The organism is Streptomyces chlorus, from assembly GCF_042655885.1.
Lineage (GTDB): Bacteria > Actinomycetota > Actinomycetes > Streptomycetales > Streptomycetaceae > Streptomyces > Streptomyces chlorus.
This window is the reverse complement of the sequence record NZ_JBHSOA010000005.1, coordinates 90,970-114,577: the sequence shown is the minus strand read 5'-3', so window position 1 is coordinate 114,577 and position 23,608 is coordinate 90,970. Positions and strand designations below refer to the sequence as shown.

Here is a 23,608-nt window from a genome sequence, read left to right as displayed (position 1 = left end):
CCTTCGCCGCTCTCCTCCACGACGTGACGGACCGCGTCGATCGTCCACCGGTGACGCCGGCCCTCCGGCTGCCCGCCCCGCCCCGTCCGCCCGGCCGGCGGGGCAGGCGCCTGCCGCGGCGCCTTCACCGCTGTCCGCTGTCCGCTGTCCGCTGGGCCGACGGCGCTACCCGCACCGGCGTCCCCGACCCACCCGGCCCCGTACTTGACCCTGACGTGGCGTGAGGGTGGAGGCTGACCGGGACGTCAGGAGGAGCCGACCCCGAGAAGCACTCCGCCTGCGGGTGGAGAGCCCCTAGGGGTACCTCCGTATGACGACTCGGGGAGGGGTCGTACCGGCGGAGGACGAGACGGGGCGGGGTCAGTCCTTAACCTGGCTTTACGCCGTTGGGGGGCGGCGAACACACCACCGGGGGGTGGGGTTTTCCCCAGAAGGAAGACTGCGCCGGGCACCAGGGCGCTCGGCCTTCCCGGCCGCCAGACTGAAACACGTCGAACGAACACGCACCAAGCGGCCGCCGGGCACGACAGCGGTCGCGCGGGCACCGCTTTCCCACCTGCTGACCGACATAGGAGACTTACCGTGACAACGGCTGTGACCATTCCCAAGCACGGAGGAACTGGTGGGCGTACGGCCGTTGCCGCGCGGGCGCGGCAGGTCGTGAAGGCGTACGGGGCCGGGGAGACCCGCGTTGTCGCCCTGGACCACGTCGACGTGGACATCGCCCGCGGTCGGTTCACCGCGATCATGGGCCCGTCGGGGTCCGGCAAGTCCACGCTGATGCACTGCCTGGCCGGGCTCGACACCGTCACCAGCGGGCAGATCTACCTGGACGAGACCGAGATCACCGGGCTGAAGGACAAGAAGCTCACGCTGCTGCGCCGGGACCGGATCGGTTTCATCTTCCAGGCGTTCAACCTGCTGCCGACGCTGAACGCGATCGAGAACATCACGCTTCCCATGGACATCGCCGGCCGCAAGCCGGACCAGCCGTGGCTGGACCGGGTGGTGGAGACCGTCGGACTGTCCGACCGGCTGAAGCACCGGCCCACCCAGCTGTCCGGCGGTCAGCAGCAGCGCGTCGCCGTGGCGCGGGCCCTGGCGGCCCGGCCGGAGATCATCTTCGGTGACGAGCCGACCGGAAACCTCGACTCGCGCGCGGGCGCCGAGGTCCTCGGCTTCCTGCGCAGCTCGGTCGACGACCTGGGCCAGACCATCGTGATGGTCACGCACGACCCGGTCGCCGCCTCCTACGCGGACCGGGTGCTGTACCTCGCCGACGGCCGCATCGTCGACGAGATGCACAAGCCGACGGCCGAGCAGGTCCTGGACCGCATGAAGGACTTCGACGCGCGGGGGCGTACGTCATGACCGTCCTGAAGACCTCCCTGCGCAACTTCCTCGCGCACAAGGGGCGGATGGCGCTGTCCGCGGTGGCGGTGCTGCTGTCGGTGGCGTTCGTGTCCGGGACGCTCGTGTTCACGGACACGATGTCCACGACGTTCGACAAGCTGTTCGCGGCCACGGCGTCGGACGTCACGGTCAGCGCCAAGGACGCCAACGACGGCGGCGAGACCACCTCGGAAACCGGCAAGCCGCCGGTCATTCCGGCCTCCGTGCTCGCCGATGTGCGGGAGGTGGACGGGGTGAAGTCGGCCGAGGGGGCGTTGCACTCCACCTCGCTGACCGTCGTCGACGGGGACAAGAAGAGCCTCTCGCCCACCAGCGGCGGCCCGACCATCGTCGGCAACTGGACCGCCAACGACGCCCGCACCATGAAGATCACCTCCGGTGCGGCGCCCGAGGGCCCCGACCGGATCCTGGTCGACTCCGACACCGCCGACAAGCACGGTCTGAAGCTCGGTGACGAGATCGGCGTGATCAGCGTGGTCGGCACGCACACCGCGAAGATCTCCGGCATCGCCGACTTCACCGTCACCAACCCCGGTGCCGCGATCTTCTTCCTGGACACGAAGACCGCCCAGCAGGCCCTGATCGGTGAGAGCGACGTCTTCACCAACGTCAACGCCACGGCCGCCGACGGCGTCAGCGACGAGCAGCTGAAGAAGAACGTCGTGGCCGCTCTGGGCGGCGACTACAAGGTGCTGACCGCGAAGGAGAGCACGGAGGCCGGCCAGAAGGACGTCGAGGGCTTCATGAGCGTCATGAAGTACGCGATGCTCGGCTTCGCCGGGATCGCGTTCCTCGTCGGCATCTTCCTGATCATCAACACGTTCTCCATGCTGGTCGCCCAGCGCACCCGGGAGATCGGCCTGATGCGGGCCATCGGCTCCTCCCGCAAGCAGGTCAACCGCTCGGTGCTGATCGAGGCGCTGCTGCTCGGCGTCGTCGGTTCGGTGCTCGGGGTGGCCGCGGGTGTCGGGCTCGCGGTCGGGCTGATGAAGCTCATGGGCTCGATCGGCATGGAGCTGTCCACGGACGACCTCACGGTCGCCTGGACGACCCCGGCGATCGGACTGCTCCTCGGTGTCGTCGTCACCGTCCTGGCCGCCTACCTCCCCGCGCGGCGGGCCGGGAAGATCTCGCCGATGGCCGCACTGCGCGACGCGGGTACCCCCGCGGACGCCAGGGCCGGCTGGATCCGGGGTGGCATCGGCACGCTCCTGACCGCGGTCGGCGCGTTCGCGCTGTACCTCACCTCGGCGGCGGACAAGGCCACCGAGGGCTCGATGTGGCTGGGCCTGGGTGTGGTGCTGTCGCTGGTCGGGTTCGTGCTCATCGGCCCGCTGCTCGCGAGCGGTGTGGTCCGGGTCCTGGGCGTCGTCGTGCTGCGGGTCTTCGGTCCCGTGGGGCGGATGGCCGAGCGCAACGCGCTGCGCAACCCGCGCCGCACCGGCGCCACCGGCGCCGCGCTGATGATCGGGCTGGCCCTGGTGGCGTGCCTGTCGGTGGTCGGCTCGTCCATGGTGGCGTCCGCCACCGACGAGCTCGAGCGGACGGTGGGCACGGACTTCATCATCCAGTCCGACAGAGGTCAGCTGATCACTCCGCAGGCGGTGAAGGCGGTGAAGTCGACGCCGGGACTGGAGCGGGTCACCGAGTACAAGTGGACCGAGGCGGTCTTCAGCACGCCCGACGGCAAGACGGTCAAGGGCACGGCGATCACGGCGGCCGACCCGTCGTACGCGAGCGACGTGCGGACCGAGACGGTCGCCGGGAAGCTCGCGGACGCCTACCGGCCCGACTCCATGTCCGTGCACGAGGACTTCGCCAAGGACCACGGCATCAGCCTCGGCTCGACGGTCGGTCTGGAGTTCGAGGACGGCTCCACGGGCCGACTGACGGTGCGGGCGATCACACGGAGCGACACCGGGATCGATCCCGGCGGGATGTACACGTCCATCGACACCCTCGCCAAGTACCTCCCGGCCGACCGGATGCCGCTGGACCAGCTGGTCTTCGCCACGGCGAAGGAGGGGCAGCAGGACGCCGCGTACACGGCGCTGAAGGACTCGCTGCACGACTACCCGCAGTACACCGTGCGCGACCAGACCGAGTACAAGGAAACGCTCAAGGACCAGATCGGCCAGCTGCTGAACATGATCTACGGCCTGCTGGCCCTGGCGATCGTCGTCGCGATCCTGGGCGTGGTGAACACCCTGGCCCTGTCGGTGGTCGAGCGGACGAGGGAGATCGGCCTGATGCGGGCCATCGGCCTCTCGCGCCGTCAGCTGCGCCGCATGATCCGTCTGGAGTCGGTCGTCATCGCCCTCTTCGGTGCCCTGCTGGGCCTGGGGCTGGGCATGGGCTGGGGCGTCACAGCCCAGCAGCTCCTCGTGCTGGAGGGCCTGAAGGTCCTCGAGATCCCGTGGCCGACGATCATCGGTGTGTTCATCGGCTCGGCGTTCGTGGGGCTGTTCGCGGCACTGGTCCCGGCGTTCCGGGCGGGCCGGATGAATGTCCTGAACGCGATCGCCACGGAGTAGCCGCGGCTCCGGGTGGCCGGCGGTGACTTCGCTCAGCCACCCGGCCGAGCGACCGCGACCGGCCACCGCACACGGGGGTCGCGGGGGAACGCCCGGTGCCGGGAAGCCCAGGAGGGCTACCGGCGCCGGGCGGCTTCGTGCGTGCGGGTGCCGAGGGCGGCCGGAGCCCACGTGGCGGAGGCCGGCCCGGCCTCGCCCGTCGGTCCCGCTGACCGGTCCCGCTGACCGGTCCCGCTGACCGGTCCCGCCGACCGGTCCGCAGACCGGACCTCTTCATGGCGCCGGCCGGGCCGGACCCTTCGCCGTGCACGCCTCACGCGCGGTGGCCGTCCCGTCCGTGCCGGAGGGGAAATAGGCGGGGTTGAACGTCTCCCGGACGAAGATCAGCGGCCCGCCCGCGTTGTACATCACGTACGTCTTGGACGCGCAGGTCCTGTCCGGTGCCTCGGGCCAGGCGGCGCGGCCGACATGGAGCAGGCGCCGCTCCAGTCGGCAGCCCCGGTCGGCCAGCGCGTACCCCAGGGGCCGCGAGGCCAGCATCGCCGCGTCCACATCCGCGTCGCGGCCGGCCGCGGCGACCACGACGTTGGCGGAGACGGGTACGCCGGCGGGGGTGACCAGCCGGGTCCGGCGCAGCAGGCACGGTTGGCCCGCCTCAAGACCCAGTGCGGTCCAGGAGGTGGAGTCGTCGAGGGCGTGCGCGGACAGCCGGGCGGTATGGGTGATCCGGACGTGCAGGGGAGCCTTCGCCGCCGCTTCGAGGAGGACGGTCGTCAGGCCGTCGCTCGCCAGGAGCATGCGCGTGCGGGAAGAGGTGAACTCGGTGATGCGCAGGTCGAGTCCGGGCGCGGGACCGGGGGGTGGAGCGTAAGGAGGGACTGTGGTCATCTGATGAGCGGCTTGCTTTCGCTGAAATGCGGGAGGACTCGGCACGGAGCGCAGGGACGGAGCACAGGAGCGCGGCGCAGAGGTGTGGTGCGGGGGCGGGGTGGGCCTACCGGGCGGCCTCGTGCGGTCTGTGTCCCCACGCCGTCAGCATCGCGATGAACATCTCCCGGGTCTCGGGCCGGCGCACGTGGGCGACGGCCTCGTCCAGCGCGGCCTGGGAGATCCCGTCGGCCAGCAGGTGGCTCTCGGACTGCTCGAGCGTGTGCGCGACGAAGGTGGCGAACCCCGGGTTCATCCCGATGATCGGATGGTGCGCGAGCAGACCGACCTTGGCCAGTCCCAGGTCCGTGAGGATCTGCGGATACCGGGAGGCGAAGTGGAGGTCGCTGCCGATCACGTTCGCCATCATGCGGAAGTGCCCCGTCATCACCTCACGGTAGGCGGGATGGTGGTATTGCTCGGGATGCAGTGCGACACCGTCGGTGAGCACCAGCAGCCCTCCCGGCCGCACCCAGGACAGCATGCGGGGCAGCAGTTCCTCCCGCTGCCGCAGGTGCATCATCAACAGCCTGGCGTGGACGAGGTCGAACGCGCCCGGAGGGAAGTCGGTGTGGTTGATGTCCGCGTGGACGACATCGAGGTGCGTCCGTTTCCGGGCCAGGAACGTGATGTCGCGGTCGACCGCGGTGACCGGCCCGTGGACGGTCCGGCTCAGCCAGGTGCTGACGGTACCGGTTCCCGCTCCGACGTCGAGGCAACGCCAGCCGGGTCCGACACCGAGATCGTGCAGGGTTTGGAAGGAGACCGGGTCCAGGGCCCGGGTGAGTCCGTCCAGACGTGTCTGTTCGTTGTTGCGCGCCGATGAGAACAGCACGTCGCCGTAACTTTCTGTAGTCACAGTGATATCAACGATCTACTGGGTGTAGCGACACGGGTGACTCGAGGAGGGCCGTCCGTCGGACGCCGTCCGCCGCCGTGCTCCGTCCACCGCTGCCCGCTGCTGTCCACCGTCATCCGTCATCCGGCGTCCACCGCCCACTGTCGTCCGTCGTCCGCCGCCGTCCACGGGGCGCGGCGGCCGGGGCGGGGCGTCGTACGCTGGAGACCCCCGGCCCGCGACGCGTGTCGGGCCCGTCGTGTTGCACACCTCCGGATGAAAGCGCCCCGAATGAGCCTGCACGGTCTGTTGGACGCCGTCGTCAAGGACACCGCCCTCGCGGAAGCGATCTCGGCGGCCACCGACGGCAACCGCATGCACGTCGACCTGGTCGGTCCCCCCGCCGCCCGCCCGTTCGCGGTCGCCGCCCTCGCCCGGGAGACCGGTCGTACGGTGCTGGCCGTGACGGCGACCGGCCGGGAGGCGGAGGACCTGGCGGCGGCCCTGCGCTCCATGCTCCCGCCGGAGGAGGTCGTGGAGTACCCGTCCTGGGAGACGCTGCCGCACGAGCGGCTCAGCCCCCGCAGCGACACCGTGGGACGCCGCCTGGCCGTGTTGCGCCGGCTGGCGCACCCCCGGGCGGACGACCCGGAGACGGGCCCGGTGTCGGTCGTCGTCGCGCCCGTCCGGTCCGTGCTCCAGCCACAGGTCAAGGGCCTGGGTGAGCTGGAGCCGGTCGCGCTGCGGACCGGGGGGAGCGCCGACCTGAACGAGACCGTCGAGGCGCTCGCCGCCGCCGCGTACGCGCGCGTGGAACTGGTCGAGAAGCGCGGCGAGTTCGCCGTACGCGGCGGCATCCTCGACGTGTTCCCGCCCACCGAGGAACACCCCCTTCGTGTGGAGTTCTGGGGCGACGACGTCGAGGAGATCCGCTACTTCAAGGTCGCCGACCAGCGGTCCCTGGAGATCGCCGAGCACGGTCTGTGGGCCCCGCCCTGCCGGGAGCTGCTGCTCACCGAGGACGTACGGGAGCGCGCGCGTGTGCTGGCCGAGCAGCACCCGGAGCTGGGCGAACTGCTCGGGAAGATCGCCGAGGGGATCGCGGTGGAGGGCATGGAGTCCCTCGCACCGGTCCTGGTCGACGACATGGAGCTGCTGCTCGACGTCCTGCCCGAGGGCAGCATGGGCGTCGTGTGCGACCCGGAGCGGGTGCGGACCCGTGCGTCGGACCTGGTCGCGACCTCGCAGGAGTTCCTGCAGGCGTCCTGGGCGGCCACGGCCGGGGGCGGCGAGGCTCCCATCGACGTCGGCGCGGCCTCCCTGTGGTCCCTCGCGGACGTCCGTGAGCGGGCCCGCGAGCTGGAGATGATGTGGTGGTCGGTGTCGCCGTTCGCCGCCGACGAGACGTTCGCGTCCGACGGCGACGGGGAGGGCGACGGGGCGGGGGCCTCGGACACCCTCAAGCTCGGCATGCACGCCCCGGAGACCTACCGGGGCGACACCGCGCGGGCGCTCGCCGACACCAAGGGCTGGCTCGCCGACGGCTGGCGCACGGTGTTCGTCACCGAGGGCCACGGCCCGGCCGCCCGCACCGTGGAGGTGCTCGGCGGCGAGGGCATCCCGGCCCGCCTGGCCGGGGCCGAAGGAAAGCCGGGGACGGGCGACCTCGGCGAGATCGCCCCGTCCCTCGTGCACGTCGCCTGCGGCTCCATCGACCACGGCTTCGTCGACCCCGTGCTCCGGCTCGCGGTGCTCACCGAGACCGACCTGTCCGGCCAGAAGGCATCCGGCCGCGAGGGCGCCCGGATGCCGGCCCGGCGCCGCAAGACCATCGACCCGCTCACCCTGGAGGCGGGCGACTACATCGTCCACGAGCAGCACGGTGTCGGCCGCTACATCGAGATGGTGCAGCGCACCGTGCAGGGCGCGACCCGCGAGTACCTGGTGGTGGAGTACGCCCCCGCCAAGCGCGGCCAGCCCGGCGACCGCCTCTACATCCCCACCGACCAGCTGGAGCAGATCACCAAGTACGTCGGCGGCGAGGCGCCCACCCTGCACCGGCTCGGCGGCGCCGACTGGACCAAGACGAAGGCCCGCGCCAAGAAGGCCGTCAAGGAGATCGCCGCCGACCTGATCAAGCTGTACAGCGCGCGCATGGCGGCCCCCGGGCACGCCTTCGGCGGCGACACGCCCTGGCAGCGCGAGCTGGAGGACGCCTTCCCGTACGTGGAGACGCCCGATCAGCTCACCACCATCGCCGAGGTCAAGGAGGACATGGAGAAGACGGTCCCCATGGACCGGCTGATCTGCGGCGACGTCGGCTACGGCAAGACGGAGATCGCGGTGCGGGCCGCGTTCAAGGCCGTCCAGGACGGCAAGCAGGTCGCCGTCCTCGTTCCCACGACGCTGCTGGTGCAGCAGCACTTCGGTACGTTCGGCGACCGGTACGCGCAGTTCCCGGTGAACGTGCGGGCGCTGTCCCGCTTCCAGACCGACACGGAGGCCAAGGCGGTCCTGGAGGGCCTGAAGGAGGGCTCGGTGGACGTCGTCATCGGCACTCACCGGCTGTTCTCCTCGGAGACCAAGTTCAAGGACCTGGGCCTGGTCATCGTCGACGAGGAGCAGCGGTTCGGTGTCGAGCACAAGGAGCAGCTGAAGAAGCTGCGCGCCAACGTCGACGTGCTGACCATGTCCGCCACCCCGATCCCGCGCACCCTGGAGATGGCGGTCACCGGCATCCGCGAGATGTCGACGATCACCACGCCGCCGGAGGAGCGCCACCCGGTCCTCACCTTCGTCGGCCCCTACGAGGAGAAGCAGATCGGCGCGGCCGTCCGCCGTGAACTGCTGCGCGAGGGGCAGGTCTTCTACATCCACAACCGGGTCGAGTCGATCGACCGCGCGGCGGCCCGGCTGCGCGAGATCGTGCCCGAGGCGCGCATCGCGACCGCCCACGGGCAGATGTCGGAGTCGGCGCTGGAGCAGGTCGTCGTCGACTTCTGGGAGAATAAGTTCGACGTGCTGGTGTCGACGACGATCGTCGAGTCCGGCATCGACATCTCCAACGCCAACACCCTGATCGTGGAACGCGGCGACAACTTCGGCCTCAGCCAGCTGCACCAGCTGCGCGGCCGGGTCGGCCGCGGCCGGGAGCGCGGTTACGCGTACTTCCTGTACCCGCCGGAGAAGCCGCTGACGGAGACCGCGCACGAGCGGCTCGCGACCATCGCCCAGCACACCGAGATGGGTGCGGGCATGTATGTGGCGATGAAGGACCTGGAGATCCGCGGCGCCGGAAACCTGCTCGGTGGCGAGCAGTCGGGTCACATCGCGGGCGTCGGCTTCGACCTGTACGTCCGGATGGTCGGCGAGGCCGTCGCGGACTACCGGCGCCAGCTGGAGACCGGTGAGCTCCAGGAGGAGCCGCCGATCGAGGTCAGGATCGAGCTGCCCGTCGACGCGCACGTCCCGCACGACTACGCGCCCGGCGAGCGGCTGCGTCTGCAGGCGTACCGGGCGATCGCCGCCGCCGACAAGGAAGAGGACGTCAAGGCGGTGCGCGAGGAACTCGTCGACCGCTACGGCAAGTTGCCGGAACCGGTGGAGAACCTGCTGCTGGTGGCGGGGCTGCGGATGCTCGCCCGCGCGTGCGGCGTCGGTGAGATCGTCCTGCAGGGCAGCACCATCCGGTTCGCGCCGGTGGAGTTGCGCGAGTCCCAGGAGCTGCGCCTCAAGCGGCTCTATCCCGGCACGGTCATCAAGCCGGCCGCGCACCAGGTGCTGGTGCCCCGTCCGAAGACCGCGAAGGTGGGCGGGAAGCCGCTGGTCGGCCGGGAGTTGCTGGCGTGGGTCGGGGAGTTCCTGACGTCGATCCTGGGGTCGTGAGCCGGCAGGCCCCGCCGTGCCCGGGGCTGCCCGGACGTGCGAAACCGCCCACGGGGAGGGGAGTCCGCGGGCGGTTCACGGCCAGGAGTCACATCGGGTCGTGGCCACGTACGTTCCGGACGGTCCTGTCGTGCGGGCTCCCCGGCTCCCTTGCGGGGCCGGGCCGCGCACGACGGATCATCCGGGTTTCCCGGTGTGTTTCCGGTCCGACGGCTGGGAGAGGGCCCGGGGCTACGCCTGACCGGGGCGGTCCTGGTCCCGGCCCTGGTCCCGGTTCATGCCGAGCCGTTCCTCGGCCTGCCGCTGCCCGGCGTCGATCTGGTCCTCGTACTTGCCGCCGGTCCTCTCGTTGATCTTCTTCTCCGCGGCGTCGGAGGCCTTCTTCGCCTTGTCCTGTGCCGCGCGGCTGCTCTTGAACTTGTCGAAGATGCCCATCCAGAGCTCCTTCCCGGGTGACTCAGCACCGACCCTACGCGGAACGCGCGTCGAATGCCCCTTTTGTGACGATGTGGTCTGGACCTCTCACTGGCTACGGTGGAGACAGTGAGATCCCGGCCGTTCGGGGACGGGTGCAAGGTGCGAAAAAAGGGGGGCGCCGTGAGGCGGTACTCGACGACGTTCTCGGCGGGCGTGAGGCGGGGCGGAGCGGAACGTGCGGGGGTGGCCGGCGGGCGGGTGCGCCAGGGCGGCGGACCCGGGGCCCTGCGCCGCGGTGCCGGCCCCGCGGCCCCGATGCTGGCCGCCGTGCTGCTTCTCGCGGGCTGCGAGGCCCTGGAGGGTGGTTCTTCCACCGCGAGCGACGGTGCGGCACAGGCCTCGGACGGGCGGGTCGCCAGCCCTCTGGACAACCCGGACGGCACCGGACCGGGCCTCGCCCCGCTGACCGGGGAGACGGACCGGGCCGCCGGACGCGAGCTCATCGAGACGGTGAAGACCAAGGGGCGCGGACCGAGGACCGGCTACGACCGCGACGAGTTCGGCTACGCCTGGAAGGACACGGCCGACGGCGTGCCGCTCGCGAGAAACGGGTGTGACACCCGGAACGACCTCCTCCAGCGCGACGGGCAGAAGCTGCGGTTCCGGTCCGGTTCCAACTGTGTGGTCGTGGCCATGACTTTGGCCGACCCGTACACCGGCAAGACCATCGAGTGGCGCAAGGAGAAGGCGGCCGAGGTCCAGATAGACCACGTGGTACCGCTCTCGTACGGCTGGCAGATGGGCGCCTCCCGCTGGTCCGTCGACAAACGGGAGCAGTTGGCGAACGACCCCCTCAACCTCATCCCGGTCGACGGCGGCGCCAACTCCTCCAAGAGCGACTCCGGGCCCGCCGCCTGGCTGCCGCCCAGCAAGCAGATCCGGTGCGCGTACGCGGTCCGCTTCGCCCAGGTCGCCGTCAAGTACGGGATGCCGGTGACCACCGCCGACAAGGAGATGATGCTGCGGCAGTGCGGCGGCTGAGCGTCGCCTCGTCCGGCCGCGGGGCGACATGCCGTGCTCCGTCCGTTTCGTGGAACCCCGTACGCCCCGTGTCCGGTCCTCGCGCGGAGGGTGCGGGGGATGACGAAACGGTCATGACGGCAACGGTTCGGTACACACCGGGACCGGTTGTCCCTGTCGGCCTATACGCTCGGACTCCCCACCGCGTTCTGCCCCGTGCAGACTCGCGCACCCGCACCACGCGTCATGTGCGCGCACCACTTGTCCCATCGGCTACACCGGTCCAGGAGCAGTCATGTACGGCCACGGCGCGGCGCCGCCCCACCGCAGCACGGCAACGGTCATCTCCCTGCGCGTGCTGATCGCCGCTGCCGGCTTCCTGTCGTGCGGACTGCTGGCCTGCGTGCCGCTGTTCCGGGTCGCGGTCCTGCGCGGGCGCTTTTTCGACTGGCTGCTGGCGTGGGTGAGCCTGCCGCTGTCCCTCTTCTGCCTGATAGTGGTGGGTTCGCTGCCGACCGAGGACCTCCGGACCGATGTCGCCTTCCTCTGCGTCCTGTTCCTGGGTGCCGGCGCCGCCGTGTACTACCTGACCGTGGACATCCGCCACCACGACCGGCTGCGCGAGTACGGGGCGCACGGCCTGCCGTCGCCCCACGCGCACGGCGGCACCCCCGCCCCGTACGGCTACCCGCAGCCCACGTCGCCGTACGGGCAGACGCCGGTGCCGCAGGCCCAGCCGCAGATGCCCCACGTGCAGATGCCCCACGTGCAGATGCCTCCGGCGCCCGCGCCGCACCCCGCGCCCGGAGTGCGGGGTGACACGCCGTCCACCCCCATACCCCCGGCGCAGCCACCGCAGCCACCGCAGAGCCCCGGGCCCGCCCGTATCGACCAGGTGCGCGCCGAACTCGACGAACTCAGCGACTATCTGCGCAGAAGCGACGGCGGCCAGGGCGGCGGCGACCGCGGGGGCCAGGGCTACGGCACCGACGAAGGTGGCAGGTGAGCGTGACGGCGAAGCGTGTCATCGCCGGCCGCTACGAACTGTCCACGCTCATCGGACAGGGCGGCATGGGGCAGGTCTGGACGGCCTACGACAAGCGCCTGGACCGACGGGTCGCGGTGAAACTCCTGCGCCCGGACAAGGTGGCCGGCCAGGAGGCCGACGAACTGCGCCGCCGCTTCGTGCGCGAGTGCCGGGTGACGGCCCAGGTCGATCATCCGGGCCTGGTCACCGTGCACGACGCGGGCAGCGAGGACGGCGACCTGTTCCTCGTCATGCAGTACGTCGACGGCGCCGACCTCGGCGACCACCTCGCCGAGCACTCCCCGTACCCGTGGCAGTGGGCGGTGTCGGTGGCCGCGCAACTGTGCGCCGCGCTGAGCGCGGTGCACGCCGTGCCGATCGTCCACCGCGACCTCAAGCCGCGCAATGTGATGGTGAAGCAGGACGGCACGGTCACCGTGCTGGACTTGGGCGTCGCCTCCGTCATGGACAGTGACACCACCCGCCTGACGCACACCGGTTCGCCCATAGGCTCACCCGCCTACATGGCCCCCGAGCAGGCGATGGGCGGCGTGGTCGGCCCGTACACGGACCTGTACGCACTCGGTGTGCTGCTGTACGAACTGCTCAGTGGCGACGTACCCTTCGCGGGCTCGACGGCGCTCGGCGTGCTGCACCGACACCTCTACGAGGCGCCGGTGCCGGTGCGCCAGGTCCGCCAGGAGGTTCCCGAGGCCCTGGAGGCGCTGGTCCTGCGCCTGCTCGCCAAGGACCCGCAGCACCGCCCCGCCTCCGCCCAGGAGGTCTACGAGCACCTGTCGCTGCTGCTGCCGTCGAGGGGCACACCCACCGGGGCGCCCCTCGACCCCACACGCCCCTTCCTGCGCCCGCACGCTCCCTGGCCGGACCGTGCGCGTACTCCCGCGCCCCAGCCCGCCCCCGCCACACCGCCCGCGCCCACCGCGGAGAAGGCCGATGTCGCCGCCGCCGTGGACGAGGTCAAGCGGCTGCTCGGGGAGGGCCGCATCACCCAGGCCGTGGACATCCTCGGCGGCATCCTGCCCGCCGCCGCCGAACAGCACGGCGAGCACTCCCCGGTCGTCCGTACCCTGCGCAAGCAGTACGCGGCCACCCTCCTGGACGACGGCCAGTACCGGCGCGCGCTGCCCGAACTGCGCCGCCTCGCCGACGAACGCGCCACCGAGGCGGGCCAGGCCGACCCGCAGTCCCTGCGCTACCGCTACGAGGCCGCCCAGTGCCTGGAGCAGATCGGCCAGCCGACGGCGGCACTCTCCGAGTACCGGGCTCTGCTGCCGTACTACGAGAACCAGTACGTGGCCGCGGGCGACCCGCAGCTCGCCCATGACGTCCGCCGTCGCATCGGCCACCTCCTGCTCGCCCTCGGTGACCGTCCCGCGGCCCACGACACCCTGGCCCGGCTGCTGCACGACGTGGAGCGCTCCCAGGGTCCCGGCCACCCGCTCGCCGGCGAGATCCGCCGGACTCTGCAGTGGCTGGGGCAGGTACACGGATAGCAGGACAGGGCGTCTCATTTCGGAACCCGGCCGGGCCGGTAGGCGCACGGCGGTGCCGGAAGTCCTGGTGAATCGTTGGTCGAATGGGTTGGCCAGAGCTCGGCCGCTGCCTACCATCGATCATCGCAAGACTTTGTGCACCGCCGCACAAGCTTCCCCAGGAGGTTTCCTTGCACCGCCGTCGTCGCACCGCGCTCCTCCTCACCGCCGCCCTCACCGCGGCAGCCCCCCTGCTCACCGCCTGCGGGAACGACGCCCGTCCCGGAGCGGCGGCCGTCGTGGGCGGCCAGCGGATCACGGTGTCGCAGCTGGAGAACCGGGTCAACGAGATCCGCGTGGCCCAGCAGGAGGCGGTGCCGGGCGAGGCCCAGTACGCGCAGGCCATCGCCCGCACCGGCAGCCTCACCCGCGACACCCTGCACGGCATGGTCCTGGACCGGGTGCTGGAGCACGCCGCGCGCGACGCCGGCGTGACGGTCACCCCCAAGGAGATCCAGGGAATGCGGTTCGGTCTGGAGGAGCAGGCCGGCGGGGCCGAGGCACTGGAGTCGACCTGGCTGCAGCAGTACGGCATCCCGCCGCAGCGGCTCGACGACAACCTCCGCCTTCAGCTCCAGGCCCAGAAGCTCGCCCAGGGGCTCGGCACCGACACCAGCAGGCCCGAGTTCTGGCAGGCACTGTCCGAGGCGAGCAAGAAGCTCGACGTCGACCTCAACCCGCGCTACGGCAGCTGGGACGACGAGAAGAGCAGCCGCGTCGACGCCGTGACCCCGTGGGTGCGCGAGGTCACGGGGGCAGCCGGAGCCCAGCCGGTCGCCTGACGTGCCAGGCGTACTTTCAGACCGGGCCGGTCCCCCTGTGGACAACTTTCGGGGGCCGGCGGCGCCGTGGGTTAGTTTCGGATCGTGAACGCAATCAGCCCCGCGGCACCCTCTGCGGCCCCGACCGGCCGCATCGTCCTGCTCACCACCAGCCACCGCGTCGCGCCCGGCCTGCTGTCCTGGCCCGCCTGGCAGACCCTGCACGCGGCCGACAAGGTGCTGTGCGCGGACGGCGCCCACCCGCAGCTGCCGTATCTGCGCGAGGCGGGCATACCGGTCGAGGAGGCGTCCCCGGCCGCCGAGGACCTGGTCGACGCCTGCGCCGGCGGGCGGACGGTGGTGGTCGTGGCGACAGGCGAGGGCGAGCCCGCCCTGACCGACGGTCTGGCCCGCCTCGCCGGCACCGGCCGCGTCCCGATGCCGGAGCTGGAACTGCTCCCCGCCTCCTACGACCTGCCCGGCGCCCGCCTGCTCGACCTCGTCCAGGTCATGGACCGCATCCGCGCCGAGTGCCCCTGGTCCTCCCAGCAGACCCACAAGGGCCTGGCGAAGTACGGCATCGAGGAGGCGTACGAACTCGTCGAGGCGATCGAGGAGGGCGACCGGGACGAACTGTGCGAGGAACTGGGCGATGTCCTCCTCCAGGTCGTCTTCCACGCCCGGATAGCCGAGGAGCATCCCGAGGAGCCCTTCTCCGTCGACGACGTGGCCGGCGGCATCGTCGCCAAGCTCATCCACCGCCACCCCCATGTCTTCGGCGACGAGACGGCGACCACCCCCGAGGAGGTCAAGGCGCACTGGCTGCGCACCAAGGCGGTCGAGAAGCGGCGCACCTCGGTCACCGAGGGCGTACCCCTCGGCCAGCCCGGCCTGGCCCTCGCCGCCAAACTCGCCTCCCGCGTCCGCACGGCCGGGCTGGACGTCCCCCTGCCCCGGGCGGACGGCATCGGCTACGAACTGCTCGCCCTCGCGGTGCGGGCCGAGGCGGAGGGCGCCGACCCGGAGGCGGCGCTGCGCGCGGCCGCTCGGACCTACCGGGACGCGATACGGGCCGCGGAGGGCGTGGGGGAATAGGCGCACCCGCCCGCGTGCCGCCGGATACCCGTCGCGTGAGCAGGGCGTGCCTCCCCGCGCCCGTGTGCCGCCGGATACGGTCGAGCGGTGACCGACCAGCCCCAGCCCCAGCCCCAGCCCGAGAACGGTGCCCCCGAACTCTTCACCTGGGAGTTCGCGAGCGACCCCTACCCCGCGTACGCGTGGCTCCGGGAGCACGCTCCCGTGCACCGGACGCGGCTGCCCAGCGGGGTGGAGGCCTGGCTGGTCACCCGTTACGCCGACGCCAAGCTGACCCTCGCCGACCCCCGCCTCTCCAAGAACCCGGCGCACCACGACGAGCCCGCCCACGCCAAGGGCAGGACCGGCATCCCCGGTGAGCGCAAGGCCGAGCTGATGACGCATCTGCTCAACATCGACCCGCCGGACCACACCCGGCTGCGCAGGCTGGTCAGCAAGGCGTTCACACCGCGCCGTATCGCCGAGTTCGCGCCCCGGGTGCAGGAGCTCACCGACGGGCTCATCGACCGGTTCGCGGACAGCGGTTCCGCCGACCTCATCCACGACTTCGCCTTCCCGCTCCCCATCTACGCCATCTGCGACCTGCTCGGCGTTCCCCGCGAGGACCAGGACGACTTCCGGGACTGGGCGGGCATGATGATCCGTCACCAGGGAGGTCCCAGGGGCGGCGTCGCCCGGTCGGTGAAGAAGATGCGCGGCTACCTGGCCGACCTGATCCACCGCAAGCGCGAGGCACTGCCCGCCGAAGCCGCCCCCGGCGAGGACCTCATCTCCGGCTTGATCCGTGCCTCCGACCACGGTGAGCACCTCACCGAGAACGAGGCCGCCGCCATGGCGTTCATCCTGTTGTTCGCCGGCTTCGAGACCACCGTCAATCTGATCGGCAACGGCACCTACGCCCTCCTCACCCACCCGGGGCAGCGTGAGCGCCTGCAGACGTCCCTCGCCGCCGGCGAGCGCGGGCTGCTGGAGACCGGAGTGGAGGAACTTCTGCGCTACGACGGGCCCGTGGAGCTGGCCACCTGGCGGTTCGCCACCGAGGCGCTCACCCTCGGCGGGCAGCACATCTCGGCCGGTGACCCGGTCCTCGTCGTCCTGGCCGCCGCGGACCGCGATCCGGAGCGGTTCGCCGACCCCGACGCGCTCGACCTCGCACGGCGCGACAACCAGCATCTGGGGTACGGCCACGGCATCCACTACTGCCTCGGCGCCCCACTGGCCCGCCTGGAGGGCCAGACCGCGCTCGCCACGCTGCTGACCCGTCTGCCGGACCTTGAACTCGCGGCGGACCCGGCCGAACTGCGCTGGCGCGGCGGCCTCATCATGCGCGGACTGCGCACACTGCCGGTGCGATTCACCCCGCCACCGAAGTGATTTCGCCCATGAGGGGAAGCGCTCGACGTCCTCCGAAATGCCCCGGAAGGTCTTCGAACCGGCCCCCGGGCAGCCCTCGAAATGCCCGTCGGCCACCGTGCAGGTGACCGTCAGGCCCCCTTCGGACACGGTCTGTCGAGCCTTGGTAGGAGCGAGGTAAAGGTGACGCTCACTCAGCTCTGTGATCTTAGTGTGATCTGCGCGGCATTAACTTGTGACAGACGTTCGACTGCGGATACGTTCACCCATCAAGCACGGCACCTCGCTTTCACAGCAGCGCAGTTCGAACCGCCGTGCGAGTAACTGTTGTCCTGCGAAAGGTCTCCGCATGCTCTCCGGCAATGGTCGTCACCGCCGCCCCCGCCAGGCTCCGGCTCTTCTCGTCGCGGCCGGAGTGACCGGCTCGGCCATCGCGATTCCCCTTCTCGGGGCCGGCGCGGCCAGCGCGGCCGACGGCTCGACCTGGGACCGGGTCGCCGAGTGCGAGTCCGGCGGCTCCTGGAGCCAGAACTCCGGCAACGGCTACTACGGCGGTCTGCAACTGACCCAGGAGGCCTGGGAGAAGTACGGCGGCCTCGACTACGCGACCAGCGCCGACCAGGCCAGCCGGGGCCAGCAGATAGCGGTGGCCGAGAAGATCCTCGCCGACCAGGGTGTCGGCGCGTGGAGAGCCTGTGGGCTGCTGGGGGGACTGAACCAGGAATCGTCCGTGCCCGGCGTGGACACCGGCGTGGACACCGGCGTGGAGGACGGCTCGTCGGCCAAGCCCGGTTCCGAAAGGACCGCCACCCCGTCGCCGTCGCAGTCCTCCGACTCCTCGGCGGACGCGGAGGACGCCACGGAGGGCAAGGCGAAGGGGAAGGAGGGGAAAGAGGGGGAGAAGGGTGGATCGGCCGGCCCCAGTGCTTCCTCCTCCGCTTCCCCCTCTCCTTCGGCCTCGGCCAAGGGTGAGGAATCGGACAAGTCCGAGCAGAAGGTCGACGCTTCGGCCTCGGCTGGCGGCGAGGACTCCGGCGGCGGCCGTCACCGCGGCGCCAACGCCGAGGAAGAGGTGCGTGAGGACCGTGACGCCGGATCCTCCGGCCGGCACGCTTCGCGCGGCGGTCTCGGCTTCACGCGCGGCCTTGGCAGTTCGTCCCCGTCGAGCGACTCCGGCGCGGGCTCCGGGAGCGGCTCCTCGGCCGCCTCCGACTCCCTTGCCCTCGGCGGCGGATGGCTCGCCCAGTACAGCGGAGGGGACGAGATCCTGGGCGCGGCCGCCTCGAACCTCATCCTTCCCGGTCAGACGCTTTCGTTCGGGTTCGAGTCGGACAACGGCTGACATCCGGGTGCCGGCTGGGCGTGCGGGCCTTTCCCGGCCGGGCGGCAGGGCTGAGCGGTAGCTGGGCACCGGTTGAGTGGTGACTGGGCGGCAGTTGGGTCGGCGTGCGAAAAAGCGTGTCGACGGGGCCAGTTGAGGTCATGATTCGCGAAGAATGTCTGATTTAAAGGCGATGAGAGATAGGTCTCAGAAGCCCTGATCGTCTTTGATAATCCGCCGAGCGCGTGTCTACGGTCAGGACCGCTCGCCATCGCGGGCCCCGGCTGCCGCCACGCCGAATCCTGCCAGTGGCAGCACGGGAACAGTCGTCGCGTCATGCGCCGTAGGCAGGAGCGGGGGACCCAAGGTAGGCGCCAAATCCGGTGGAGAAAGCCGGATGTGGCTTGGGGTGAAGCCGCGTCCCGTGAGGGACGCGGCCGGGCAACTCAACCGGCCCGAACCCGACAGCTCACCTCGTAGGCGTCGGTGAGGGGATCCATTCATGCTGTTTTCCGGCAAGGGCAAGCACCGTCGTCCGTCCAAGGCCACCCGTGTCATCGCCGTCGCCGGCGTCACCGGTGTCGCTGTCGCCGCCCCGCTGATGGCGGCCGGCAACGCTTCCGCCGCCACCGCCTCCGAGTGGGACGCCGTCGCCCAGTGCGAGTCCGGCGGCAACTGGTCGATCAATACCGGCAACGGCTACTACGGCGGTCTGCAGTTCTCCGCCTCCACCTGGGCCGGCTACGGCGGCACGGCGCACGCCGGCACCGCCGACCAGGCCAGCAAGGCCCAGCAGATCCAGATCGCCGAGAAGGTCCTCGCCGGCCAGGGCAAGGGTGCCTGGCCGGTCTGCGGCACGGGCCTGTCCAACGCGGCCTACACCGGTGGCGGTTCCGCCGAGGGCTCGGGCAACCAGAGCTCCGGCAACCAGGACAGCGGCTCCTCGCAGAAGTCCCAGAAGCAGGAGTCCCCGAAGCAGAAGTCCCAGGAGCGGAGCGCCGAGGCCGCTCCCGAGCGTTCCGCCGAGCAGAAGGCCTCCCGCTCCGACGAGCGTCCGGCCGCCAAGAAGACCGTCACCACCCCGACCGGCGAGAAGGTCGAGAAGGGTGACGGTGAGTACAAGGTCGTCAAGGGCGACACCCTCAGCTCGATCGCCTCGGAGCACGACGTCAAGGGCGGCTGGGGCAAGCTGTTCAAGCTGAACGACGAGATCGTCGAGGATGCCGACCTCATTTACCCGGGCCAGCAGCTGCACCTGAAGTAAGGCCGCAGTCGCAGGTCCTGGCCCCGTCCCCACGGGTGCCTGCCCCGCCCCGGCGCGTGTCCCCCGTACGCGCCGGGGCGGGGCTTTTCCGTGTTCGACGCCGGATCCGGTTCGTGCGCGGTGCCGGACCCGGACCCGGTCTCCGGTCTCCGGTCTCCCGGTTTTCCGGTTTTCCGTCTCCCGGTTTTCCGATACCGCCTTTGTTCCGTTCGGAAACAATTTACTCTCGGTTCTGTCCGTGAAGCGGCCGACCGGATGGCCGATCGCCCCGAGCCGGATAGGCTCGGGTCCGCAGGGCCCCGTGGCCCCGCTGAACCACGTCACATCCATGAAGGAGATGCTCGTGCCGTCCATCGACGTCGTCGTAGCCCGGGAAATCCTGGACTCCCGAGGTAACCCCACGGTCGAGGTCGAGGTCGGCCTCGACGACGGCAGCACGGGTCGTGCCGCCGTCCCGTCCGGCGCCTCCACCGGCGCCTTCGAGGCCATCGAACTCCGTGACGGCGACCCCGACCGTTACCAGGGCAAGGGTGTCGAGAAGGCCGTCCTGGCCGTCATCGAGCAGATCGGCCCGGAGCTCGTCGGCTACGACGCCACCGAGCAGCGCCTGATCGACCAGGCGATGTTCGACCTGGACGCCACCGACAACAAGGGCTCCCTCGGCGCCAACGCCATCCTCGGCGTCTCCCTGGCCGTCGCCCACGCCGCCTCCGAGGCCAGCGACCTGCCCCTCTTCCGCTACCTGGGCGGCCCCAACGCGCACCTGCTGCCGGTGCCGATGATGAACATCCTCAACGGCGGTTCGCACGCGGACTCCAATGTGGACATCCAGGAGTTCATGATCGCCCCGATCGGCGCGGAGTCCTTCTCCGAGGCCTTGCGCTGGGGCGCCGAGATCTACCACACGCTGAAGAAGGTACTGAAGAGCAAGGGCCTGGCCACCGGCCTCGGCGACGAGGGCGGTTTCGCCCCGAACCTCGGCTCCAACCGTGAGGCCCTCGACCTCATCCTCGAGGCCGTCAAGGAAGCCGGTTACACCCCCGGCGAGCAGATCGCCCTCGCGCTCGACGTCGCCGCCTCCGAGTTCTACAAGGACGGCACGTACGTCTTCGAGGGCAAGGAGCGCTCCGCCGCCGAGATGACGGAGTACTACGCCGAGCTGGTCGAGGCGTACCCGCTGGTCTCCATCGAGGACCCGCTGTTCGAGGACGACTGGGACGGCTGGAAGATCCTCACCGACAAGCTCGGCGACAAGGTCCAGATCGTCGGCGACGACCTGTTCGTCACCAACCCGGAGCGCCTGGCCCGCGGCATCGAGGAGGGCGCGGCCAACGCCCTGCTGGTCAAGGTGAACCAGATCGGTTCGCTGACCGAGACCCTGGACGCCGTCGAGCTGGCCCAGCGCAACGGCTTCAAGTGCATGATGTCGCACCGCTCCGGTGAGACGGAGGACGTCACCATCGCCGACCTGGCCGTCGCCACCAACTGCGGCCAGATCAAGACCGGTGCCCCGGCCCGCTCCGAGCGCGTCGCCAAGTACAACCAGCTGCTGCGTATCGAGGAGATCCTCGACGACGCCGCGGTGTACGCGGGCCGCAGCGCCTTCCCGCGGTTTCGCTCTGCGAACCAGTAGGTACGGCGCTCTGCGAACCAGTAGGTACGGCGCTCTGCGAACCAGTAGGTACAGCGAGGGCTGACCCGCTGACCCGTACAGGGTGACGGCCCGGGTCGTTTCCCGGCCAGTAGTCCCTACGTCCCCGGACGCGGTCCCGTACCGTGTCCGGGGACGTACGCGCGTATGACAGGGGAACGGGAGGCGGGGGCATGGCCGTGAAGGACCGGGATCGGTTCTCCACCGCGACCAGGATCCGGCTGATCGGCGAGCAGACCGCCGCCCGGGTCTACCGCTCGCAGACCAAGCGCCAGGCCCGCCGCTCCCGGCTGACCGGCCGGGCCGCGCTGCTCGCCCTGGTGGTCTGCTCGCTGATCGTGGCCCTCGCCTATCCCATGCGGCAGTACGTGTCCCAGCGTGCCGACATCGCCGACCTCCAGCTGGAGAAGGACCAGGCCCGCCAGCGGGTCGAACAGTTGCGCGACATCAAGGCGCGCTGGCAGGACGACGCCTACGCCGAGCAGCAGGTCCGCGCGCGGCTGCACTACGTCATGCCCGGCGAGACCGGCTACATCGTGATCGACCCAGGTACGGCCGAGCAGCCGCGCGCCGACCGCGGATCGGCCGACCGTCCCTGGTACGCGAACGTCTGGGACGGCATCGACAAGTCCGACGCGGCCGAGCGATGAGCCCGGGGCCGTAGCCTTGATGCCCTGCGGTTCACCGGAACCCGCAGGGCCGGCCGCACGACCCCGTACGACTGCGACAGCCCCGTCGTGCGGAGGACCGCGCAGAAGCCGCACAGACAACCGCCGAGAACCGCCGAGAACCGTAGAAAGACAGGTATGGACACGCCCCCGCCCACGACCCCGCGCACCGAACCGACCGACGCGGACGTCGAGGCGTTCAAGCAGCAGCTCGGCCGGCCCCCGCGCGGGCTGCGCGCCATCGCGCACCGCTGCCCCTGCGGGCAGCCGGACGTCGTCGAGACCGCGCCGAAGCTGCCCGACGGCACCCCCTTCCCGACGCTGTACTACCTCACCTGCCCCCGGGCCGCCTCGGCGATCGGGACGCTGGAGGCGAACGGTGTGATGAAGGAGATGACGGAGCGGCTGGCGACGGACCCGGAGCTGGCGGCCGCGTACCGCGCGGCGCACGAGGACTACATCCGGCGCCGCGACGAGATCGAGGAACTGAAGAACTTCCCGAGCGCCGGCGGGATGCCGGACCGGGTGAAGTGCCTGCACGTCCTGGTCGCCCACTCGCTGGCCGCCGGCCCCGGGGTCAACCCGCTGGGCGACGAGGCACTGGCGATGCTGCCCGAGTGGTGGCGCAAGGGAGCCTGTGTGACGGTCGCGCCGCCCGCGGGCGAGGGGTGGCAGGTGGACGCCTCGGACGACGGCCACTTCGCCGTCAAGCCGATCGAGGGAGACGACCAGTGACCCGTGTCGCCGCCATCGACTGCGGTACCAACTCCATCCGGCTCCTGGTGGCGGACGCCGACCCAAAGACAGGTGAACTGACCGACCTGGACCGGCGCATGACGATCGTGCGGCTCGGCCAGGGCGTCGACCGCACGGGCCGGCTCGCCCCCGAGGCGCTGGAGCGGACGTTCGCCGCCTGCCGCGAGTACGCGGCGGCCATCAAGGAGCACGGCGCGCAGCGCCTCCGCTTCGTCGCCACCTCCGCCTCCCGCGACGCCGAGAACCGCGACGATTTCGTGCGCGGGGTGCTGGACATCCTCGGCGTGGAGCCCGAGGTCATCACCGGCGACCAGGAGGCCGAGTTCTCCTTCACCGGCGCCACCAAGGAATTGACGGGCCGTGCGGACCTGCACCGCCCGTTCCTGGTCGTGGACATCGGCGGCGGCTCCACCGAGTTCGTCGTGGGCGACGACCATGTGCGCGCCGCCCGGTCCGTCGACGTGGGCTGCGTACGGATGACCGAACGTCACCTGTTGGTGAACGGGGTGGTGGAGGACCCGCCGTCCGAGGAACGGATCGCGGCCATGCGGGCCGGCATCGAGGCCGCCCTCGACCAGGCCGAGCGGACGGTCCCGCTGAGCGAGGCCCGCACCTTGGTCGGCCTCGCCGGCTCGGTCACGACGGTCTCGGCGATCGCCCAGGACCTCCCCGCGTACGACTCGACGGCCATCCACCACTCCCGGGTCACCCTGGAACGCGTCCGGGAGATCACCGACCGGCTCCTCCACGCCACCCACGCCGAACGCGCGGCGATCCCCTCCATGCACCCGGGCCGGGTCGACGTCATCGGAGCGGGCGCCCTCGTCCTTCTCGCGATCATGGAACGCACCGGCGCGAAGGAGGTCGTCGTCAGCGAACACGACATCCTGGACGGGATCGCCTGGTCGGTGGCGTAGACGGCGCGGGGTCCGTGGCGGCCGGGGGTGCCCCGGGCCCGTACGGCGGCTGCCGGTCCACGTGGCCGCGGTGCGGATCCCGAGGGCGAGGAACACCACGGCTGTGATCCTGGCGGTCAGGCGCTGGAAGCGGGGTTTCAGCAGGGTGCGTGAGGCGCGCCGGACGAGGACGGTCCAGGCGAGGAGCCAGAGCGTGATCAGCAGCGCG

General features: G+C 71.0%; 18 protein-coding genes and 1 riboswitch. Of the genes, 15 read left to right on the top strand and 3 right to left on the bottom strand.

Annotated elements, in window-relative coordinates:
- Positions 1-582: 582 nt before the first annotated feature.
- Positions 583-1,371 (top strand): ABC transporter ATP-binding protein, encoded by a 789-nt coding sequence (locus ACFPZI_RS03080; RefSeq protein ID WP_381207461.1) that lies wholly within the window; start codon positions 583-585, stop codon positions 1,369-1,371.
- Positions 1,368-3,947 carry an ABC transporter permease gene (locus ACFPZI_RS03075; RefSeq protein WP_381357810.1) on the top strand — a complete coding sequence of 860 codons (2,580 nt, stop codon included), beginning with the start codon at positions 1,368-1,370 and terminating at the stop codon, positions 3,945-3,947. The genes ACFPZI_RS03080 and ACFPZI_RS03075 overlap by 4 nt, the downstream gene beginning before the upstream one ends.
- Before the next feature lie 273 nt (positions 3,948-4,220).
- On the opposite strand, the gene ACFPZI_RS03070 is transcribed toward ACFPZI_RS03075, so the two are convergent.
- Positions 4,221-4,835, bottom strand: a complete 615-nt coding sequence (locus ACFPZI_RS03070) for a hypothetical protein (protein WP_381357809.1) — start codon at positions 4,833-4,835, stop codon at positions 4,221-4,223.
- Positions 4,836-4,941: 106 nt separating this feature from the next.
- Positions 4,942-5,733 (bottom strand): class I SAM-dependent methyltransferase, encoded by a 792-nt coding sequence (locus tag ACFPZI_RS03065; RefSeq protein ID WP_381357806.1) that lies wholly within the window; start codon positions 5,731-5,733, stop codon positions 4,942-4,944.
- A 270-nt stretch (positions 5,734-6,003) separates the two neighbouring features.
- Here ACFPZI_RS03065 and mfd point away from each other — a divergent pair, with 270 nt between their 5' ends.
- Positions 6,004-9,597, top strand: a complete 3,594-nt coding sequence (gene mfd, locus ACFPZI_RS03060; RefSeq protein ID WP_381357803.1) for a transcription-repair coupling factor — start codon at positions 6,004-6,006, stop codon at positions 9,595-9,597.
- 231 nt (positions 9,598-9,828) lie between these two features.
- Here the strand turns inward: mfd and ACFPZI_RS03055 are convergent, their stop codons facing one another.
- Entirely contained in the window at positions 9,829-10,032 is a 204-nt protein-coding gene (locus ACFPZI_RS03055; RefSeq protein WP_381207476.1) for an antitoxin, read from the bottom strand.
- A gap of 297 nt (positions 10,033-10,329) precedes the next feature.
- On the opposite strand from ACFPZI_RS03055, the gene ACFPZI_RS03050 reads away from it, so the two are divergent.
- From ACFPZI_RS03050 to ACFPZI_RS02995, 12 genes are all read left to right on the top strand, one after another.
- Positions 10,330-11,055: an HNH endonuclease family protein gene (locus tag ACFPZI_RS03050; protein ID WP_381357850.1), complete on the top strand. Its 726-nt coding sequence runs from the start codon at positions 10,330-10,332 to the stop codon at positions 11,053-11,055.
- A 274-nt stretch (positions 11,056-11,329) separates the two neighbouring features.
- Positions 11,330-12,040 carry a hypothetical protein gene (locus ACFPZI_RS03045; protein WP_381357800.1) on the top strand — a complete coding sequence of 237 codons (711 nt, stop codon included), beginning with the start codon at positions 11,330-11,332 and terminating at the stop codon, positions 12,038-12,040.
- Between the two features lie 38 nt (positions 12,041-12,078).
- Positions 12,079-13,575, top strand: coding sequence for a serine/threonine-protein kinase (locus ACFPZI_RS03040; RefSeq protein ID WP_381357848.1), 1,497 nt, complete (start codon positions 12,079-12,081; stop codon positions 13,573-13,575).
- Between the two features lie 170 nt (positions 13,576-13,745).
- Positions 13,746-14,396 carry a SurA N-terminal domain-containing protein gene (locus ACFPZI_RS03035; RefSeq protein WP_381357798.1) on the top strand — a complete coding sequence of 217 codons (651 nt, stop codon included), beginning with the start codon at positions 13,746-13,748 and terminating at the stop codon, positions 14,394-14,396.
- Between the two features lie 84 nt (positions 14,397-14,480).
- Positions 14,481-15,470 (top strand): nucleoside triphosphate pyrophosphohydrolase, encoded by a 990-nt coding sequence (locus ACFPZI_RS03030; RefSeq protein ID WP_381357796.1) that lies wholly within the window; start codon positions 14,481-14,483, stop codon positions 15,468-15,470.
- Between the two features lie 87 nt (positions 15,471-15,557).
- Positions 15,558-16,844: a cytochrome P450 family protein gene (locus ACFPZI_RS03025; RefSeq protein ID WP_381357795.1), complete on the top strand. Its 1,287-nt coding sequence runs from the start codon at positions 15,558-15,560 to the stop codon at positions 16,842-16,844.
- Between the two features lie 328 nt (positions 16,845-17,172).
- Entirely contained in the window at positions 17,173-18,165 is a 993-nt protein-coding gene (locus ACFPZI_RS03020; protein ID WP_381357792.1) for a transglycosylase family protein, read from the top strand.
- Positions 18,166-18,473: 308 nt separating this feature from the next.
- A riboswitch (cyclic di-AMP (ydaO/yuaA leader) is annotated at positions 18,474-18,642 on the top strand.
- Between the two features lie 4 nt (positions 18,643-18,646).
- A complete protein-coding gene (locus ACFPZI_RS03015; RefSeq protein ID WP_381357789.1) occupies positions 18,647-19,408 on the top strand; it encodes a transglycosylase family protein in 762 nt (253 codons plus the stop codon).
- A 343-nt stretch (positions 19,409-19,751) separates the two neighbouring features.
- Positions 19,752-21,041, top strand: a complete 1,290-nt coding sequence (gene eno / locus ACFPZI_RS03010) for a phosphopyruvate hydratase (RefSeq protein WP_381357787.1) — start codon at positions 19,752-19,754, stop codon at positions 21,039-21,041.
- A gap of 191 nt (positions 21,042-21,232) precedes the next feature.
- Positions 21,233-21,709, top strand: a complete 477-nt coding sequence (locus tag ACFPZI_RS03005) for an FtsB family cell division protein (RefSeq protein ID WP_381357784.1) — start codon at positions 21,233-21,235, stop codon at positions 21,707-21,709.
- Between the two features lie 156 nt (positions 21,710-21,865).
- Complete coding sequence (locus tag ACFPZI_RS03000; protein ID WP_381357781.1) at positions 21,866-22,462, top strand: DUF501 domain-containing protein; 597 nt, start codon at positions 21,866-21,868, stop codon at positions 22,460-22,462.
- The gene (locus ACFPZI_RS02995) at positions 22,459-23,400 is read left to right on the top strand and encodes a Ppx/GppA phosphatase family protein (RefSeq protein ID WP_381357779.1); all 942 of its coding nucleotides are present in this window, start codon (positions 22,459-22,461) and stop codon (positions 23,398-23,400) included. Before ACFPZI_RS03000 ends, ACFPZI_RS02995 begins: the two co-directional genes overlap by 4 nt.
- Positions 23,401-23,608: the final 208 nt, after the last annotated feature.

Excerpts from the sequence above, each read along its gene's own strand:
- ACFPZI_RS03055 (WP_381207476.1), bottom strand. The coding sequence starts at position 10,032 with ATGGGCATCTTCGACAAGTTCAAGAGCAGCCGCGCGGCACAGGACAAG.
- ACFPZI_RS03050 (WP_381357850.1), top strand. The coding sequence starts at position 10,330 with ATGCTGGCCGCCGTGCTGCTTCTCGCGGGCTGCGAGGCCCTGGAGGGT.
- ACFPZI_RS03005 (WP_381357784.1), top strand. The coding sequence starts at position 21,233 with ATGGCCGTGAAGGACCGGGATCGGTTCTCCACCGCGACCAGGATCCGG.
- mfd (WP_381357803.1), top strand. The coding sequence starts at position 6,004 with ATGAGCCTGCACGGTCTGTTGGACGCCGTCGTCAAGGACACCGCCCTC.
- ACFPZI_RS03000 (WP_381357781.1), top strand. The coding sequence starts at position 21,866 with ATGGACACGCCCCCGCCCACGACCCCGCGCACCGAACCGACCGACGCG.
- ACFPZI_RS03070 (WP_381357809.1), bottom strand. The coding sequence starts at position 4,835 with ATGACCACAGTCCCTCCTTACGCTCCACCCCCCGGTCCCGCGCCCGGA.
- ACFPZI_RS03045 (WP_381357800.1), top strand. The coding sequence starts at position 11,330 with ATGTACGGCCACGGCGCGGCGCCGCCCCACCGCAGCACGGCAACGGTC.
- ACFPZI_RS03075 (WP_381357810.1), top strand. The coding sequence starts at position 1,368 with ATGACCGTCCTGAAGACCTCCCTGCGCAACTTCCTCGCGCACAAGGGG.
- ACFPZI_RS03015 (WP_381357789.1), top strand. The coding sequence starts at position 18,647 with ATGCTGTTTTCCGGCAAGGGCAAGCACCGTCGTCCGTCCAAGGCCACC.
- ACFPZI_RS03020 (WP_381357792.1), top strand. The coding sequence starts at position 17,173 with ATGCTCTCCGGCAATGGTCGTCACCGCCGCCCCCGCCAGGCTCCGGCT.